General features: G+C 69.0%; 8 protein-coding genes. 6 read left to right on the forward strand and 2 right to left on the reverse strand.

Translation table 11 applies throughout. The annotated features are described in order from the left end of the window. Positions 1-4 precede the first annotated feature (4 nt). The 6 genes from I5071_RS11160 to I5071_RS11185 all read left to right on the forward strand — a co-directional run bounded on the left by I5071_RS11160 (position 5) and on the right by I5071_RS11185 (position 15,983). Positions 5-10,078, forward strand: a complete 10,074-nt coding sequence (locus I5071_RS11160) for a tetratricopeptide repeat protein (RefSeq protein ID WP_236605414.1) — start codon at positions 5-7, stop codon at positions 10,076-10,078. Positions 10,079-10,153: 75 nt separating this feature from the next. Beyond that, a complete protein-coding gene (gene tsaE, locus I5071_RS11165) occupies positions 10,154-10,627 on the forward strand; it encodes a tRNA (adenosine(37)-N6)-threonylcarbamoyltransferase complex ATPase subunit type 1 TsaE (protein WP_236605415.1) in 474 nt (157 codons plus the stop codon). 94 nt (positions 10,628-10,721) lie between these two features. Beyond that, a complete protein-coding gene (carB, locus tag I5071_RS11170; RefSeq protein WP_236607633.1) occupies positions 10,722-14,078 on the forward strand; it encodes a carbamoyl-phosphate synthase large subunit in 3,357 nt (1,118 codons plus the stop codon). After that, positions 14,075-14,986 (forward strand): alpha/beta hydrolase, encoded by a 912-nt coding sequence (locus I5071_RS11175; RefSeq protein WP_236605416.1) that lies wholly within the window; start codon positions 14,075-14,077, stop codon positions 14,984-14,986. The genes carB and I5071_RS11175 overlap by 4 nt, the downstream gene beginning before the upstream one ends. An 86-nt stretch (positions 14,987-15,072) precedes the next feature. Then, complete coding sequence (greA, locus tag I5071_RS11180) at positions 15,073-15,546, forward strand: transcription elongation factor GreA (RefSeq protein WP_236605417.1); 474 nt, start codon at positions 15,073-15,075, stop codon at positions 15,544-15,546. Beyond that, on the forward strand, positions 15,543-15,983 hold the full coding sequence (locus I5071_RS11185; protein ID WP_236605418.1) for an SRPBCC family protein: 441 nt from the start codon (positions 15,543-15,545) through the stop codon (positions 15,981-15,983). Before greA ends, I5071_RS11185 begins: the two co-directional genes overlap by 4 nt. Here I5071_RS11185 and I5071_RS11190 read toward each other — a convergent pair. Then, positions 15,891-17,126 carry a hypothetical protein gene (locus I5071_RS11190; protein ID WP_236605419.1) on the reverse strand — a complete coding sequence of 412 codons (1,236 nt, stop codon included), beginning with the start codon at positions 17,124-17,126 and terminating at the stop codon, positions 15,891-15,893. The two genes, I5071_RS11185 and I5071_RS11190, sit on opposite strands and share 93 nt — an antisense overlap. Beyond that, positions 17,123-17,428: a hypothetical protein gene (locus tag I5071_RS11195; protein WP_236605420.1), complete on the reverse strand. Its 306-nt coding sequence runs from the start codon at positions 17,426-17,428 to the stop codon at positions 17,123-17,125. Before I5071_RS11195 ends, I5071_RS11190 begins: the two co-directional genes overlap by 4 nt. Positions 17,429-17,496 lie beyond the last annotated feature (68 nt).

Genomic DNA, 17,496 nt, shown 5'->3' on the forward strand with positions numbered 1-17,496 from the left:
CAGAGTGGACGCGGGGAATCAGCAGGTGACGCGAGAGCTGTCGGATCAGGATCGGGCGCGGCTCGCCGAGCTCGACGAGGCGATCACGAAGTTCGAGGGCCAGAAGCGATGGTCCGACGTGATCAAGAGCATCCTCGCGAAGGCCGAGATCGTCGTCGAGCCGGGCGACAAGATCGGACTGCTCTCGCAGGCCGGTCAGATGTACCTCGAGAAGAGCTCGAACCAGGCCGAGGCCATCAAGTGCTTCGAGCAGGTGATCGAGCTCGATCAGCACAACATCGAGGCGCTGACGTCTCTCAAGGAGATGTACGAGAAGCGTCGCGATTGGGAGAAGCTGGTCCGCGCGATGGAGCGCGAGGCCGAGCTGCTCGATCCCGCTGATCGCGGCCTCCGGTACATCGAGATGGCGCAGCTCGCGACCGAGCGTCTGCGCAAGCCCGAGATCTGCATCGATCTCTGGCAGAAGGTCCTCCGCTACGACGGGGAGAACGCGGACGCGCTCGGCGCGCTCGCGGGCCTCTACGAGCGTGCGCGCGAGTGGCAGCCGCTCGCCGACGTGCTCGAGAAGCAGTCGGCGCACGTGTCGGGCGCGGAGGAGCAGAAGGCGCTGCTCACGAAGCTCGGCATGATCTACGCCGACAAGCTGAACGACGATCGCGGTGCGGTCAGCGCGTTCCAGCGTCTGCTCGCGATCGACCCCGACGATCGCCGCGCGCAGGAGCAGCTCAAGCGTCGCTACGTCGCGCTGAAGGCGTGGGACGATCTCGAGGGCTTCTACCAGGCCACCGGGAAGATCGACGAGCTCATCCGCACGCTCGAGCGCGAGGCCGGCAACAAGGACGCGCCGGCGGCGGAGCAGATCGATCTGATGTTCCGCGTCGCACGCCTGTGGATGCAGTCGGAGAAGGCCGACCGCGCCGCGCGTGCGTACGAGAAGGTCCTCGACCTCGATCCGACGAGCCACGACGCGGCGGTCGCGCTCGCGCCGCTCTACGAGGCGGCGGGTGACGCGAAGAAGCTCGCGGGCGTGATCGAAGTGCGCCTCGGGCACGTGCAGGATCCCGAGGAGCGCATCGTGCTGCTCCGCGAGGTCGCGGTGCTCTACGAGGAGAAGCTGCGCCGTCCGCAGGACGCGTTCGCGCGCTTCCTCGAGGCGTTCGCGCTCGATCCGATGCGCGAGGTGCTGCGCGAGGACGTCGCGCGGCTCGCGCCTGGCGTCGACGGCTGGTCGCAGGTGATCGCGACCTACCGCAAGGCGATCGAGAGCGGCACCGACGAGGACGCGCAGATCGAGCTGCGCCTCAGCCTCGGCGCGGTGCTCGAGCAGGTCGGGCAGATCGACGAGAGCATCGCGCAGTACCGCGCGGTCTACGACGCGCGCAGCGATCACATGGGCGCGATCGAGGCGCTCGAGCGCCTGTATCGCCAGACCGGCCGTCACTCGGATCTCCTCGAGGTCTACGACCGCCGCATGGAGCTCGAGCAGGATCCCGACGCGCGCCGCCGCATGGCGTACGGGCGGGCCTCGCTGCTCGAGACCGAGATCGCCGACGCCGACAAGGCGATCGAGGCGTACCAGTCGATCCTCGCGGAGTGGGGCGACGAGGAGCAGGACGCGTATCGCGCGCTCGACGCGCTCTTCGAGAAGCAGAACCGTTACAGCGATCTCGCGGCGACGCTCGAGCGCCGGATCGATCTCGGTCCTGCGAGCGACGAAGAGCTCGCGTCCCTCAAGTTCCGTCTCGCGCGCGTCAGCGAGCTGCACCTCGACGACAAGGCGAAGGCGCTCGAGCTGCTGCGCGAGGTCGTGACGATCGTCCCCGAGCACGACGGCGGTCGCCTCGCGCTCGAGGCGATGCTGAGCGACGCGAAGCTCGGCGGCGCCGCGGCGCAGATCCTCGAGCCGATCTACGAGGTGCGCGGCGACTGGACGTCGCTGATCCGCGCGCTCGAGGTGCTCGTCGGCACCGCGCAGGAAGGCGAGCGCAAGCTCGAGCTCCTGACGAAGGTCGGCGAGGTCGCGCTCGTCCAGCTCGAGGACGCGAAGCAGGCGTTCGGCGCGTATTCGCGCGGTCTGCGCGCGGTGCCGGAGCACGAGGAGACGCTGGAGCGCCTCGAGGCGATCGCGCTCGAGCACACGTGGTTCGCCGAGCTCGTGAAGCTCGTCGAGGAGCTCGCGGGTGACGCGGGCGATCCCGCGCTCGCGCGTCGTCTCTGGATCCGCGCGGCGCGCATGCACGACGCGCAGCTCGGCGCGGTGGACGCGGCGGTCGCCGCGTACGCGAAGGTGCTCGATCAGGAGCCGGGCGACGCCGAGGTCCTCGACGCGCTCGACGAGCTCTATCGCCGCACCGAGCGCTATCGCGATCTCGTCGGCGTGCTGCGCCGCAAAGCGGAGCTCTCGGGCGAGCTCGCGACGCAGGAGCAGCTGCTCTCGCAGGTCGCCGACATCCACGAGCAGATGCTCGGTGAGCCGGCGAGCGCGATCTCGATCTACCGCGAGATCCTCGAGCTCGATCCGACGAGCCGCACCGCGCTCTCGTCGCTCGATCGGCTCTTCGAGAAGCAGGAGCTCTGGAGCGATCTCGCCGACAACATCGGCCGTCAGCTGACGATCTCGGAGGAGCCCGAGGAGCAGACGCGGCTGATGCTGCGCCTCGCGTCGCTGCGCGAGACCCGCATGAGCGCGGTCGAGGCGGCGATCGAGATCTACCGCGAGGTGCTCGAGCGCGACGCGGCCAACGCGGAGGCGCTCGCGGCGCTCGAGCGCCTGCTCGCGACGCCGGCGCACCAGCCGGTGATCACCGAGATCCTCGAGCCGCTCTATCGCGACGCGAACGAGTTCGCGAAGCTGATCGGGATCCACGAGATCCAGGCGACGATCGCGAGCGCCTCGGAGCGCCGCGTCGAGCTGCTGCACCGCATCGCGGAGCTCTACGAGATCGCGCTCGACGACGCACCGAAGGCGTTCGAGAGCTTCGCGCGCGCGCTCGGCGAGGACGCGAGCAATGCGACCACGCAGGAGCAGCTCGAGCGCATCGCCGGGATGACCGGCGACTACGACGCGCTCGCGGCGGTGTACGAGCACCGCGTCGCGCGCTTCTACGAGGAGAACGAGAGCGGTCGTCCGAGCGAGGAGGAAGTGCCCCTCGCGACGCACCTGCTCACGAAGGCGGCGCAGATCCGCGAGGACAACCTCGCGGACGTCGAGACCGCGATCGCGCACCACCAGCGCGTGCTCGATCTCGACGCGACGCACCTCGGCGCGGCGAGCTCGCTCGAGCGGCTCTTCCAGCAGACCGAGCGCTACGAGCCCCTCGCGCACATCCTCCTCGTGAAGGCGGCGATGCTCGAGTCGCCCGACGAGCAGAAGGAGCACCTCTTCCGCGCGGCGGCGATCCACGAGGATCTGCTCGAGCGTCCGACCGACGCGATCGACGTCTACAAGAAGGTCCTCGACGTCGACTCCGAGGATCTCCAGGCGCTCGACAAGCTCGTCGAGAACTACCTGAAGCTCGAGAAGTGGTCGGAGCTGCTCGACGTCTACACGCGCAAGGCGGACGTCGTCGTCGATCCCGACGAGAAGAAGCGCCTCTACCTCGAGGTCGGCGCGGTCTACGAGCGCGAGCTCAACGACGGCGCGAAGGCGATCGACACCTACCAGCGCATCCTCGAGATCGATCCCGACGACCTGATGGCGATCGGGCGCCTCGACGCGCTCTATCAGGCGGCGGGCAACTGGCAGGAGCTGCGCTCGATCCTCGAGCGCGAGGCAGAGCTCGCGAGCGATCCGAACGAGGTCATCTCGTACCGGTTCCGCATCGCCGATCTCTACGACCACAAGCTCGACGACGCGGCGCGCGCGGTCGAGGGCTACCAGGAGATCCTCGGCGTCGCGCCGGATCACCAGCCCACGCTCGACGCGCTCGAGGCGATGATCGCGGCGCGCAAGCTGCCGGTCGCGGCCGCGCTCGTGCTCGAGCCGATCTACCAGCAGTTCGGCGAGTGGGCGAAGCTCGTCGCGGTCCTCGAGGTGCAGGCCGCGCACGCCGAGGACGCGCGACAGAAGGTCGAGCTCCTCCACCGAATCGCGCAGCTGCAGGAGATCCAGCTCGAGAGCGCTCGCGCTGCGTTCGACGCGTACGCGCGCGCGCTGCCGTTCGACAACGGCGATCCCGACACGCTCACGAACCTCGAGCGCCTCGCCGGTGATCTCGATGCGTTCGGCGAGGTCGCACGGCTCTACGACATCGAGGTCGAGAAGCTCGCGGATCAGCCCGACCGCCGCGTCGAGCTCGCGCTGCGCGTCGCGCAGCTCTACGAGGTGCAGCTCGGCGACGTCGACTCGGCGATCGTTCGCTACAACGTCGTCGCGGCCGCCGACGAGACGCACCAGCAGGCGATCGAAGCACTCGATCGTCTGTACGAGGCGACCTCGCGCTGGGGTGAGCTCGCGACGACGCTCGCGAAGGAGATCCAGCTCGCGGCGAGCCCCGAGGCGATGCTCGATCTGCAGTTCCGCCTCGGTCAGGTGCACCAGCTGCACCTCGGCCAGGTCGATCGCGCGATCGAGCAGTACAAGGAGATCCTCGCCGCCGCGCCGGAGCACGCGCCCGCGCTCGACGCGCTCGAGGGCCTCTTCGCCGAGGGCGTGCAGCCGCTCGTGATCGGCGAGATCCTCGAGCCGCTCTACCGCATGCAGGAGGCGTGGGAGCGCCTCATCGGCGTGCAGCAGGCGCTGCTCGAGCACCAGAGCGACGCACACGAGCGCGTCGCGATGATGCACCGCGTGGCGGAGATCGCCGAGGATCGCGCGGCCGAGCCGCAGATCGCGTTCGAGTGGCACCAGCGTGTGCTCCTCGAGGATCCGCTCAACGAGCAGTCGACCGCGGAGACCGAGCGTCTCGCGGGCCAGCTCGGCAACTGGGAGCAGCTCGCGAGCACGCTCGCGGACGTGCTCGAGCAGCGCGCGACCGCCGAGGTCCGCGTGCCGGTCGGCAAGCGTCTCGCGCGCGTGTACGAGACGGAAGTCGGCGACATCCAGCGCGCGGTCGAGGCGCACCTCTTCGTGCTCGGCGCGTCGCCGAAGGAGCACGAGTCGCTCGAGTCGCTCGATCGCATCTACAGCGAGCACGGCGCGAGCGAGGCGCTCCAGGAGATCCTCGCGAAGCGCATCACGGCGACCGAAGATCCGCGCGATCTGATCGAGCTGCACTTCCGCCGCGCGCAGGTGCTCGAGAACGATCTCGGGCGCATCGACGAGGCGGTCGGCGTCTACACGCACGTGCTCGATCGTCTCGACGCGGAGCACGAGGGATCGATCAAGTCCCTCGCGAACATCTACGTCGAGAAGCAGGACTGGACGAGTCTCTACGCGACGTTCGATCGCGAGCTGAAGGTCGCTCTCGGCGACACCGGCCGCGCGGACGTGCTCGCGAAGATGGCGCGCGTGGCCGAGGATCACCTCGGCGACGACGCGCGCTCCATCCAGCTCTGGAAGGACGTGCTCGAGCTGCGCGGCGAGGATCACGAGGCGCTCAACGCGCTCGGTGAGCTCTTCGCGAAGGGCGAGCGCTGGACCGAGCTCGTCGACATCCTCGACCGCGAGGCGGCGATCGTCCTCGAGGACGAGCAGCGCGTGCAGATCTTCAGCGACCTCGGTCGCGTCTGGTACGCGAAGCTCCGCAACGAGCGCAACGCCGTCGACAACTGGCAGCGCGTCCTCGACATCGATCCGACGAACACGACCGCGCTCTTCGCGCTCGCGGAGATCCACCGCGCGGCCGGTCACACGCAGGACCTCGTCGACACGCTGCACCGCGTGATCGACGTGGGCGCGGCGACGCTCGACGACGGGACGCTCGAGACCGTCTACATGCAGCTCGGCGAGCTCTACGAGCGCACGCTGCAGCAGCCGATGGACGCGGTCGACGCCTACAACAAGGCGCTCGATCTGAACCCGCGCAACTTCGCCGCGATGGACGCCCTCGAGGGCATCCACTCGAGCGAGTCGCAGTGGGTCGACAAGGTCCAGGTGATGGAGCGCCGCGTCGACGGGCTCGACGACGAGGAGCAGAAGATCACCGTGCTCCTCGCGATCGCCCAGACCTGGGCGGAGAAGCAGGAGCAGCCCGACCGCGGCACGAGCGCGTACGAGCGCATCCTCGGCCTCGACCCGCGCCACGAGTACGCCTTCGCGAAGCTCGACGAGCTCCACCGCGCCGCCGGACGCTGGGAGAACCTCGTCGAGATGTTCATCACGCGCACCGAGACCGCGGAGAGCACCGCGGAGCGCGTGGATCTCCTGCGTCGCATCGCCGAGGTCCAGGACCAGCGCCTCGACGACAAGCTGCAGGCCTTCGACACGCTCCTCCTCGCGTGGGAGGAGGACTACACCGACAAGAAGACCGCCGACGATCTCGAGAAGGTCACTGCCGCGACGCGGAAGTGGAACGACCTCCTCAACACGGCGAACACCGCGCTCACCGCGACGACCGATCCGAACGTCAAGATCGCGATCTGTCTGCGCTGCGCGAAGTGGTACTCGCTCGAGCTCGGTCACCCCGAGTACGCGATCCCGTACTACCAGCAGATCCAGCAGCTCGATCCGGGCAACGTCCCGGCGCAGCAGCAGCTCGCGGATCTCTATCGCAGCACGCAGCAGTGGCAGCTGCTCGCGCAGACGCTGGGGATCATCGTCGGGCTCACCAACGACCCGCGCGTGAAGGCCGAGACCTTCGTGCAGATGGGTGAGCTCTGCGAGACGCACCTCAACATCGCGGATCAGGCCCGCAGCTACTACCTGCAGGCCGTCGACGCCGACCCGAGCTACGTGCCCGGGCTCGAGGCGCTCGAGAAGGTCTATCGCAACGGTCAGGAGTGGGAGTCGCTCCTCGACATCCAGCAGCGCAAGGTCGGCGCGCTCTCGGACGCCGAGGCGCTGATCGAGGCGAAGCTCGCAGTCGCGGAGACCTACGAAGACCGTCTCGGCAACGTCGAAGAGGCGATCGAGACGTACCGCCAGGTGCTCGAGGCGGACGGACTCAACCTCCGTGCGCTGAAGGGCCTCGAGCGTCTCTACGCGCAGCGTGAGCGCTGGCAGGACCTGCTCAACATCCTCGAGCGCCAGTTCGAGGTCGTCACGACCGAGAAGGAGCGCATCACGATCCTCCTGCGCGTCGCGTCGATGTGGGAGGAGGAGTTCGTCAAGCCCGACAAGGCGGCGGAGCGCCTCGAGAAGGTCGTCGAGATCGACTCGGGCAACGACGCTGCGCTGCGTGGCCTCGAGCGCCTCTACCGCAACATGCAGCGGTGGGATCAGCTCATCGACACGTACGAGCGCCACGTCTCGGCGACGCCGGATCGCAACGAGAAGCAGGAGCTGTATCTCGCGATCGGCGACGTGTTCTCGGTCGAGCTGAGCGATCTCGATCGCGCGGTCGACGCGTACCTGAACATCCTCTCGCTGAACTCGAACAACGCGCGTGCGCTCGAGGCGCTCTCGAAGATCTACGAGCGCCGCGGTGATCACGGCCAGGCGTTCGACACGATGCAGCAGCTCTCGCGGCTGCTGAACGATCCGCAGCAGGTCGTCGATCTGCGCTTCCGCATGGGCAAGCTGCTCGACGAGCAGCTCGGCGATCGGAGCGCGGCGGTCGACCAGTACCAGAGCGCGCTCGACGTCGAGCCGGGGCACCTCGCGTCGCTCGAGGCGATGCGGAAGATCCACCTCGACTCGGGCGACTGGCTCGCGGCCGCGAAGGTGCTCGAGCAGGAGTCGCAGTACCAGCAGCAGCCCCGCCTGGTCGCGAAGCTGCTCGTCGAGCTCGGTCGTCTCTATGACGAGCGTCTCGACGAGCACGACCGCGCGATCAACGTGTGGGAGGCCGCGCTCAAGCAGGACGCGGACAACGAGGACGCGTCGCTCCCGCTCGCCGAGGAGTACACGAAGACGCAGCGCTGGGCGGACGCCGTGCCGCTCCTCGACGCGCTCGTGAAGCGCTCGGCGAAGCGCGACGCGTCGGAGCAGCACCGCCTCGCGTTCATGCTCGGTGAAGCGGCGCTGAAGACCGGCGACACCGACGCGGCGATCAAGGCGCTGAGCAAGGCGTCGCAGCTCGATCAGCAGCACCTGCCCACGCTGCTCGCGCTCTCGAGCGCCTACTTCCAGGCGTCGAACTGGGACCAGGCGTTCAAGTACTACCAGATGCTCCTCGTCCACCACCGCGACGCGCTCGCGAAGGACGAGATCACCGACGTCTTCTTCAAGCTCGGCGTGGTCAAGCGCGAGCAGGGTGATCGCCGCAAGGCGCTCAACATGTTCGACAAGGCGCTCGAGGAGGACGCGCAGCATCGTCCGACGCTCGAGGCAGTGGTCGGCCTCTACCAGTCGAGCAGCGACTGGGAGCAGGTGATCCACTTCAAGAAGAAGATCCTCGAGCAGCTCGACGGTGACGAGCGCTTCACGATGCTCGACGAGATCGGCGATCTCTGGAACGAGAAGCTGAAGAACCCGCAGAAGTCGATCGAGAGCTACGCGGACGCGGCCGAGATGCGTCCGAAGGATCACAAGATCCTCCACAAGCTGCTGATGCTCTACATGAGCACCAAGCAGTCGGAGCCGGCGATCGAGATCATCCAGCGGGTCAGCGATCTCGACGACCGCGCCGCGTCGAAGTCGAAGTACGCGTACACGATCGCCGTCATCCTCCGAGACGACGTCAAGGACCTCGACCGGGCGATCGACTACTTCAACAAGTCGCTCGATCTCGACTCGACGCAGCTCAAGGCGTTCGAGGCGATCAACAAGATCCTCAACGCGAAGAAGGACTGGAAGCAGCTCGAGCGTGCGTACCGGAAGATGCTCCTTCGCCTGAAGGACTCGACCGACACGGACCTCAAGTTCAACCTCGCGCACGCGCTCGGCGTCATCTACCGCGACCGCATGAAGCAGCCCGAGCAGGCGGTCGACGTGTTCAAGATCGCGCTCGCGTACCAGCCCGACAACGCGCAGGAGCACCAGATCCTCGCGGAGCTCTACGCGGTGATCCCGGGCCGCACCGACGACGCGATCGCGGAGCACCAGTGGCTGCTCCGTCAGGACCCGTATCGCGTCGACTCGTACCAGGCGCTCTACAAGCTCTATTTCGACGCGCGCCAGTACGACAAGGCGTGGTGCCTCGCGTCGACGCTGGTCTTCCTCAAGAAGGCCGACGCCGAGCAGAACCAGTTCTTCGAGCAGTACCGCCAGAAGGGCCCGATCCGTCCGAGCTCGCGCCTCGACAACGAGCGCTGGCTGAAGGATCTGGCGCATCCGGACCAGGACCTCGTCACGTCGAAGATCTTCGAGGTGATCTGGCCCGCGGTGCTCAGCCTGAAGGGCAAGGCCGACAAGGACGCGAACCTCGCGCCCAAGTACCAGGTCGATCCGGCGAACAGCACCGTGACCCTCGCGCGCACCTATGGGTTCGTGGCGCAGGTGCTCGGCATGCAGTCGCCGCGGCTCTTCCTGCGACAGGACGTGCCCGGCGGCCTCACGCACCTGCCGGTGTGGCCGCAGGCATCGCTCTGCGGATCGACGCTGCTGCAGGGCTTCCAGCCGCAGGATCTGATGTTCGTCTGCGGTCGTCACCTCAGCGACTACCGCGGTGAGCACTTCATCCGCACGCTGCTCCCGTCGAACTCGGAGCTGAAGACGGTGCTGATGGCGGGCCTCGCGATCGCCGGTCTCGTGCCGGCGAACGATCCCGCGATCCAGACGACGGTGCAGACCCTCGCGCCGAAGCTCAACGCCGCGCAGATCGACGCGCTGCGCTCGCTCGGCAAGCGCTTCCTCGAGGCGGGCGCGCGCACCGACATCAAGCGCTGGCTGCAGTGTGTCGAGCTCACGGCGTGCCGCGCGGGCTTCCTGATCTGCAACGATCTGGAGACCGCCGCGCGCATGGTCACGGCGCTCGGCCCGGCGGGCCCGGTGGATCTGGCGCCGAAGGAGAAGGTGAAGGAGCTCGTGCTCTTCTCGGTGAGCGAGGAGTACTTCCGCCTTCGCCAGGCCCTCGGGATCCAGCTCTCGGTCGCCTGATTCTTCGATGAGCGGCGCGCTGCCTCTCCGTGAGGCGGCGCGCCGTTCGTCTTCCGTCGCGCTATACGAGCACGCGTGCAGATCGAGCTGCCCACGCGCCGCGCGATGCGCCGCTTCGGTGCGCGCCTCGCGTCGCTGCTGCGACCCGGCGACGTCGTCTTCCTCGAAGGGCCGCTCGGCGCGGGCAAGACGTTCCTCGTGCGCGCGATCGCGCGTGGCCTCGGCGTGCCCGAGCGCGAGCCGATCACCTCGCCGACGTTCACGCTCGTGCACGAGATCACGAGCGGGCGCGTCGCGATCACCCACGCCGATCTCTATCGCCTCGACGACCCCGGCGAGCTCGACGCGCTCGGTCTGCCCGAGGCGATCACGCGCTCGATCACGATCATCGAGTGGGGCGCGCGCTTCGCGGAGCATCTCGCGCCCGACGGGATCGTCATCAGGATCGCGGGCCGCGACGCCGCGCGCGGGCGGCACGTGACGATCGCGTCGCGTGGTCCGCGCGGCGCCGCGATCACCGACGCGCTGCGCGCTCCGGAAGCTGAGTGATTCCCGGCGTTCGCGCGCGTTCGTGCGCGTGATCGCGAGCACGTGCGCTTCGCCTTGTCATCACCGCCTCCGGCTGGTAATCCGCGCGCCCGACATGCCGCGTCGTAACGATCTCCGGAAGATCATGCTCCTTGGCTCCGGACCGATCGTGATCGGGCAGGCCTGCGAGTTCGACTACTCCGGCACCCAGGGCGCGAAGGCGCTCAAGGAAGAGGGGTACGAGGTCGTCCTCGTCAACTCGAACCCTGCCACGATCATGACCGATCCCGAGTTCGCGGATCGGACCTACGTCGAGCCGCTCGTGCCCGAGGTCGTCGAGGCGATCGTCGCGCGCGAGAAGCCCGACGCGATCCTGCCCACGCTGGGAGGACAGACCGCGCTGAACCTCGCGCTCGCGCTCCACAAGAACGGCGCGCTCGAGCGACACGGCGTCGAGCTGCTCGGCGCGAACGTCGACGCCATCAAGAAGGCCGAGGATCGCGAGCTCTTCAAGGCCGCGATGGAGAAGATCGGCCTCGGCGTCGCGAAGGCGCGCGTCGCGCGCACCATCGAGGAAGCGGACGCGGCGGTCGCGGAGATCGGGTTCCCCGTGATCCTTCGCCCGAGCTTCACGATGGGCGGCTCGGGCGGCGGCATCGCCTACAACAAGGAAGAGTTCGACCAGGCCATTCGGTGGGCCTTCCAGCAGAGCCCGACGCACGAGTGCCTCGTCGAGGAGAGCGTGCTCGGCTGGAAGGAGTACGAGCTCGAGGTCATCCGCGACAACGCGGACAACTTCTCGGTCATCTGCACGATCGAGAACTTCGACCCGATGGGCGTGCACACCGGTGACTCGATCACCGTCGCGCCCGCGATGACGCTGACCGACAAGGAGTACCAGCGCCTGCGCGACGCAGCGCGCGCGGTCATCACCGAGATCGGCGTCGAGACCGGCGGCTCGAACATCCAGTTCGCGGTCAACCCCGACGACGGCCGTGTGATCGTGATCGAGATGAACCCGCGCGTGTCGCGCTCCAGCGCGCTCGCGTCGAAGGCGACCGGCTATCCCATCGCGCGCATCGCCGCGAAGCTCGCGGTCGGCTACCGCCTCGACGAGCTCAAGAACGCGATCACCGGGACCAGCGCCGCGTTCGAGCCGACGATCGACTACGTCGTCGTGAAGTGGCCGCGCTTCGCGTTCGAGAAGTTCCGCGGCGCCGATCCGCGCCTCACGACGCAGATGAAGTCGGTCGGCGAGGCGATGTCGATCGGGCGCACCTTCAAGGAAGCGTTCCAGAAGGCCGCGCGCTCGCTCGAGATCGGTCGCGACGGGCTCAGCTCGCTCATCGAGAAGGTCGACTACCGCTCGGTGCTCGAGGACGTGCGCCGCATGAAGCAGGCGTCGGTCGGCATCGCGTACCTGCCGCCGCCGGCGCGCGATCCCGCGACGATGCCCGCCGCGACGAGCGAGGAGCTCAAGGAGGCGCTGCTCGAGATCATCGAGACGCCGCTCGCCGATCGCGCGTGGTACCTCGCGGACGCGCTGCGCCTCGGCGCGACCGTCGAAGAGCTGCACCAGGCGACCAAGATCGACCCGTGGTTCCTCGTGCAGATGCGCGAGATCATCGAGGAAGAGAAGTCGCTCGCGGCGAACGCCGGCAAGCCGCTCGACACCGAGGAGCTCTCGCGCGCGAAGTCGCTCGGCTTCAGCGACGCGCGCATCGCGCAGCTGCGCGGCATCGATCGCAACGTGGTGCGCGAGACGCGCACGCAGCACGGCGTGCGCCCCATCTACGCGCGCGTCGACACCTGCGCCGCGGAGTTCGTCGCGAAGACGCCGTACCTCTACTCGACGTGGGGCCGCGAGACCGAGTCGGCGCCGACGAACCGCAAGAAGGTGATGATCCTCGGCGGCGGTCCGAACCGGATCGGGCAGGGCATCGAGTTCGACTACTGCTGCGTGCACGCGGCGTTCGCGCTCCGCGAGCTCGGGTTCGAGACCATCATGGTCAACTGCAACCCGGAGACGGTCTCGACCGACTTCGACACGTCGGATCGCCTGTACTTCGAGCCGCTGACGCTCGAGGACGTGCTCGCGATCGTCGACGAGGAGAAGCCCTGGGGCGTGATCGTGCAGTACGGCGGACAGACGCCGCTGAAGCTCGCGCTCGCGCTCGCGAAGGCCGGCGTGCCGATCATCGGCACCAGCGCCGACGCGATCGACCGCGCCGAGGATCGCGAGCGCTTCGACGAGCTGCTCACGAAGCTCGGGCTGCGTCGCCCGCAGGGCGGGATCGCGCGCGGCATCCAGGAGGCGTTCACGATCGCCGAGCGGATCGGCTTCCCCGTCGTCGTGCGCCCGAGCTACGTGCTCGGCGGGCGCGCGATGGAGGTCGTGCACTCGCGCACCGATCTCGCGCAGTATTTCACCGTCGCGCTCGCGGCGGTCGAGGATGCGGAGAAGCAGACGATCCTCGTCGACGAGTTCCTCAAGGACGCGATCGAGGTCGACGTCGACTGCGTCGCCGACGGCAAGCACGTCGTGATCGGCGGCCTGCTGCAGCACATCGAAGAGGCGGGCGTGCACAGCGGCGACTCGTCGCAGGTGCTCCCCGCGCACGCGCTGCCGCCCGAGGTGCTCGCCGCGATCCGCTCGAGCACGCGCGCGCTCGCGCTCGAGCTCGGCGTCATCGGCCTGATGAACGTGCAGTTCGCGGTGCGCGGCAGCGCGGTCTACGTCATCGAGGTCAACCCGCGCGCGTCGCGCACCGTGCCCTTCGTGAGCAAGACGATCGCCGTGCCGCTCGCGAAGATCGGCGCGATGGTGATGGCGGGCAAGACGCTCGCGGAGCTCGGCTTCACGCGCGAGATCGTGCCCACGCACGTCGCGGTGAAGGAGTCGGTCTTCCCGTTCGCGAAGTTCCCGGGCGTCGACACGATCCTCGGCCCCGAGATGCGCTCGACCGGCGAGGTCATGGGCCTCGCGGACAGCTTCCCGATGGCGTTCCTCAAGGCGCAGCTCGCGTCGAGCGGGAACCTGCCCGATCGCGGCCGCGTGTTCGTGAGCGTGCGCGACGAGGACAAGCCCGCGGCCTGCGAGATCGCGTCGCGCCTCGTCGATCTCGGCTTCGTGGTGATCGCGACCGGCGGCACCGCGGACGCGATCGAGCGCGCTGGCGTCGCGTGCGAGCGCGTGAACAAGGTGCGCGAAGGACGCCCGCACATCGTCGATCGCCTCCGCAACGGCGAGGTCGCGATGGTCGTGAACACGACCGCGGGCGCGCAGGCGATCCGCGACAGCTACACGCTGCGCCGCCAGACGCTCGTCTCGGGCGTGCCGTACTTCACGACGATCGCGGCGGCGGCTGCGGCGGTGGGCGCGATCGAAGCGCGCCGTGAGGCGCCGCTCTCGGTGCGCTCGCTGCAGGAGTACCACGCCGCGACGAAGCGGCCGTCGATCAAGGTGTCATGACGCGCGCGGCGTGCGCCGTGATCGCGATCGTCGCTCTGACGATCGCGATGGTGCCGCCGGGCGCGAGCTCGCAGGCGCAGTCGCGCTCGGAGGCGGTGCACCACCGCCACCTGCGCGTCGACGCGCCATGGGGCTCCGAGCGTGTGCTCGTGATGTTCCCGCGGCTCGGTGGAGGGCGCGAGATCCCGCGCGATCACCGATGGTCGGTGCTGGTCGCGCTGCACGGTCAGGGCGAGGCGCGCCGCGGGCCCGAGCGCGGCTACCTCGGATGGTCGGTCGACTATCGACTTCCCGACGCGTTCGCCGCGCTGCTCCGAGGGCGTCTCTTGCCGCGCGACTTCGGCGGCATGGTGCGGCTCGATCACCTCGCGATCGTCAACGCGCAGCTCGCGCGCGATCGCTTCGAGGGCCTGATGGTCGTGTGCCCGTACACGCCCGATCTGATGCCCGAGACGCCCGGCAGCGAGCGCATCCGCGCGTGGGGCGACTGGGTCGCGGGCCCGATGCTCGAGCAGGTGCGCGCGCAGCTCCCGGGCGCGGCGCACGGTCGTGCGTCGACGGGCATCGACGGCGTGTCGCTCGGGGGCATGCTCGCGCTCGAGGTCGGGCTGCGTCATCCCGAGACGTTCTCCACGGTCGGCGCGATGCAGCCCGCGATCCGCAACCGCGAGGACGCGATCGCAGCGATCGCGCCCACCGATGGATCGCAGCGCATCCGCCTGCTCACGAGCGATCAGGATCCCTTCCGCGCACCGACCGAGCAGCTCTCGGAGCGCCTGCGCGCGCGCCAGGTCGCGCACGATCTCGCGGTCGTTCCGGGCCCGCACGACTACTCGTTCAACCGCGGCCCGGGTGCGCTCGAGATGCTGCTCTTCCACGAGCACGAGCTGGTCGACGAGCCGCTCTGATCGACGTCGATCGGTGCCGGATGAAACCTTGCTCGCCGCGCGGGCCCGTCGTATGTCGGAGGCTCGCGTCGCGATAGGTAAGCACCATGGAAAAGGTCCCGATGACACCCGAAGGGCACGCGGCCCTGTCGGAGGAGCTCAGCCACCTCAAGTCCGTGGAGCGCCCGAAGATCTCGAAGGAGATCGGCGTCGCGCGCGAGCACGGCGACCTGCGCGAGAACGCCGAGTACCACGCGGCGAAAGAGAAGCAGGGCATGATCGAGGCGCGCATCAACGAGATCGAGGACAAGCTCTCGCGCGCCGAGGTGATCGATCCGTCGTCGTTCACCGGCGAGAAGGTCCGCTTCGGCGCGCACGTGACGATGGAGGACGTCGACTCCGGCAAGGTGCTCGACTACCGCATCGTCGGCCCCGACGAAGCCGACCTCGAGAAGGGCACGATCTCGGTTACGTCGCCCGTCGCGCGCGCGCTGATCGGACGTGAGCCCGGCGACGAGGTCACGGTCAACGCGCCCGGCGGCAAGAAGACGTACGAGATCACGAAGGTGCGTTGGCGGTGAGCCAGGACCGCATCGTGTTCACGCAGGAGATCGCCGCGTCTCCTGACCAGGTGTGGGCCGCGATCAACGATCACGAGGGCATGTCGCGCTGGATGGACGCGCGCGTGACGGTGCTCGCGCGTCGTGAGGGCACGGGCGTCGGCACGGTGCGTCGCATCCGCGCGCGGGGCGTGGTCACGATCGACGAAGAGGTCGTCTACGCGGACGCGCCCGCCGAAGGGCGCAACGGGCGCCTCGTGTACCGCATCGTCCGCGGCGTGCCGGTGAGCTTCCACCGCGGCGAGATGATCGTCGAGAAGCTCGGTGAGCACAGCACGCGGCTCACCTGGGACATCGTGCTCGCGTCACCGATCCCCGGGCTCGCTCGGGTCGCTGGCCTCGCGCTCCGTCCCGCGATCCGCGGCGGTCTCCGGAAGCTCTCGCGACAGCTCGCCTGAGCGCTGCGCCACGCCCGAGCCGGGGAGCAGCGCGCCGCTCGCGTGCGCGTCGCAGAGCGTGAGCGCGACCTCGGCGGGCACGCCGAGGAACGCCTCGTCATAGGTGATCGGCGGTCCGTCCTTGCGCTTGATGACGAGCGCGCGGTGGATCGCCCAGCCTTCGATCGGCGAGAGACGGCCGCGCGTGTCGATGCTCAGGCGCTGCAGGCTCGGCCAGCGCACGCGCAGCACGCCGCCGCGCGTGCGCATGAGCAGCTCCGCGGGCGTCAGCACCATCGCGAGCCCCTGGCGCGGCGCGATCGATCGGCGCGTGAGCCAGACCCAGACGATCGGCGTCAGCACGAGCGCCATGCCCGCGGTGAACACGACGGCGGCGCCGAGCGCATCGCGCTCTTCGGGGCTCGCGCGCAGGAAGCCCTCGACGATCGCGACGCCGAGCAGCACCGTGGCCCAGGGGCCGCGACGCATCCAGCCGTCGCCGTGCTGGATCACGAGCGTCCCGGGATCGCGGATCCCACGCGCCGCGTCGTCGTACACCTTGCTCGCGAGCGATGCCGGAGCAGGGAACTGCGGCTCCTCGGGCAGCTCGACCGCGCCGCGCCAGCGCATGAGTCGCTCGGCGAGCACGCCGGGGGTCGCGTCGAAGATCGGCGGCAGCTCGACGTGCGTGCGCATCGGGCTCGCGACGACGACGTAGACCGGGCTGTAGCGACGTCCCGCGCTCCGCGACTGCCACACACCGCGCTCGGTCACGCCGACGATCTCGTCCTTGTCGACCGCCGCTTCCTCGTCGGCGAGGCGCGCGTAGAGGCCCTCGGGCGCGAGCACGAGCGTGCTCGACCTCGCGCTCGACCACACACGCACGCGTTGCCACAGCTCGCGCAGGAAGAGCACCGCGCGCACCGTCATCGCGAGCGCGACGAGGCGCATGAAGAGCGCGAGCGGATCGAGCGGGGTGCCCGCGACCATCTCGCGGAACACCGCGCCCGCCCACGCGATCACCGCGACCATCGTCGCGAGCAGGCCGCGCACCGACTCGGCGTCGATCAGGGCAGGGCGCTCGCCGCGGATCACCTGCCATCCTGCGGGCGCCTCGCGCGTGCCGCGCGCGACCGCGCGCGCCGTCTCGATCCACTCGCTCACGACGGGGGCTCCTCGCATGCCGGCTCGGCGCGGCACGCACCACAACGCGCCTCGGCGCGCTCGCAGCGCGCGAGCGCGTCGCGATCCTGGCTGTCTCGCGCGAGCTCGCAGAGCGTGCTCGTCGCGTCGCAGATCTCGTCGCACTCGCTCGCGCGCATCACGCAGTCGTCGTGCTCGTCGCGTGCCGTGGCAGCGTGCTCGATGCGCGCCTCTTCGACCTGGATGCGCGCGAACGTCTCGTCGAGATCGCGCTGCGGCGCGCCGCCACATGCGCCGAACACGACGAAGCAGAGCATGAGCACGCGCGATTCCCGTTTCGGCGACGTGCCTCGTTTCGGTTGGTCCATTCGGTCCCGTGCGAGGCCGTTTT

The organism is Sandaracinus amylolyticus, assembly GCF_021631985.1.
Classification (GTDB): domain Bacteria; phylum Myxococcota_A; class Polyangia; order Polyangiales; family Sandaracinaceae; genus Sandaracinus; species Sandaracinus amylolyticus_A.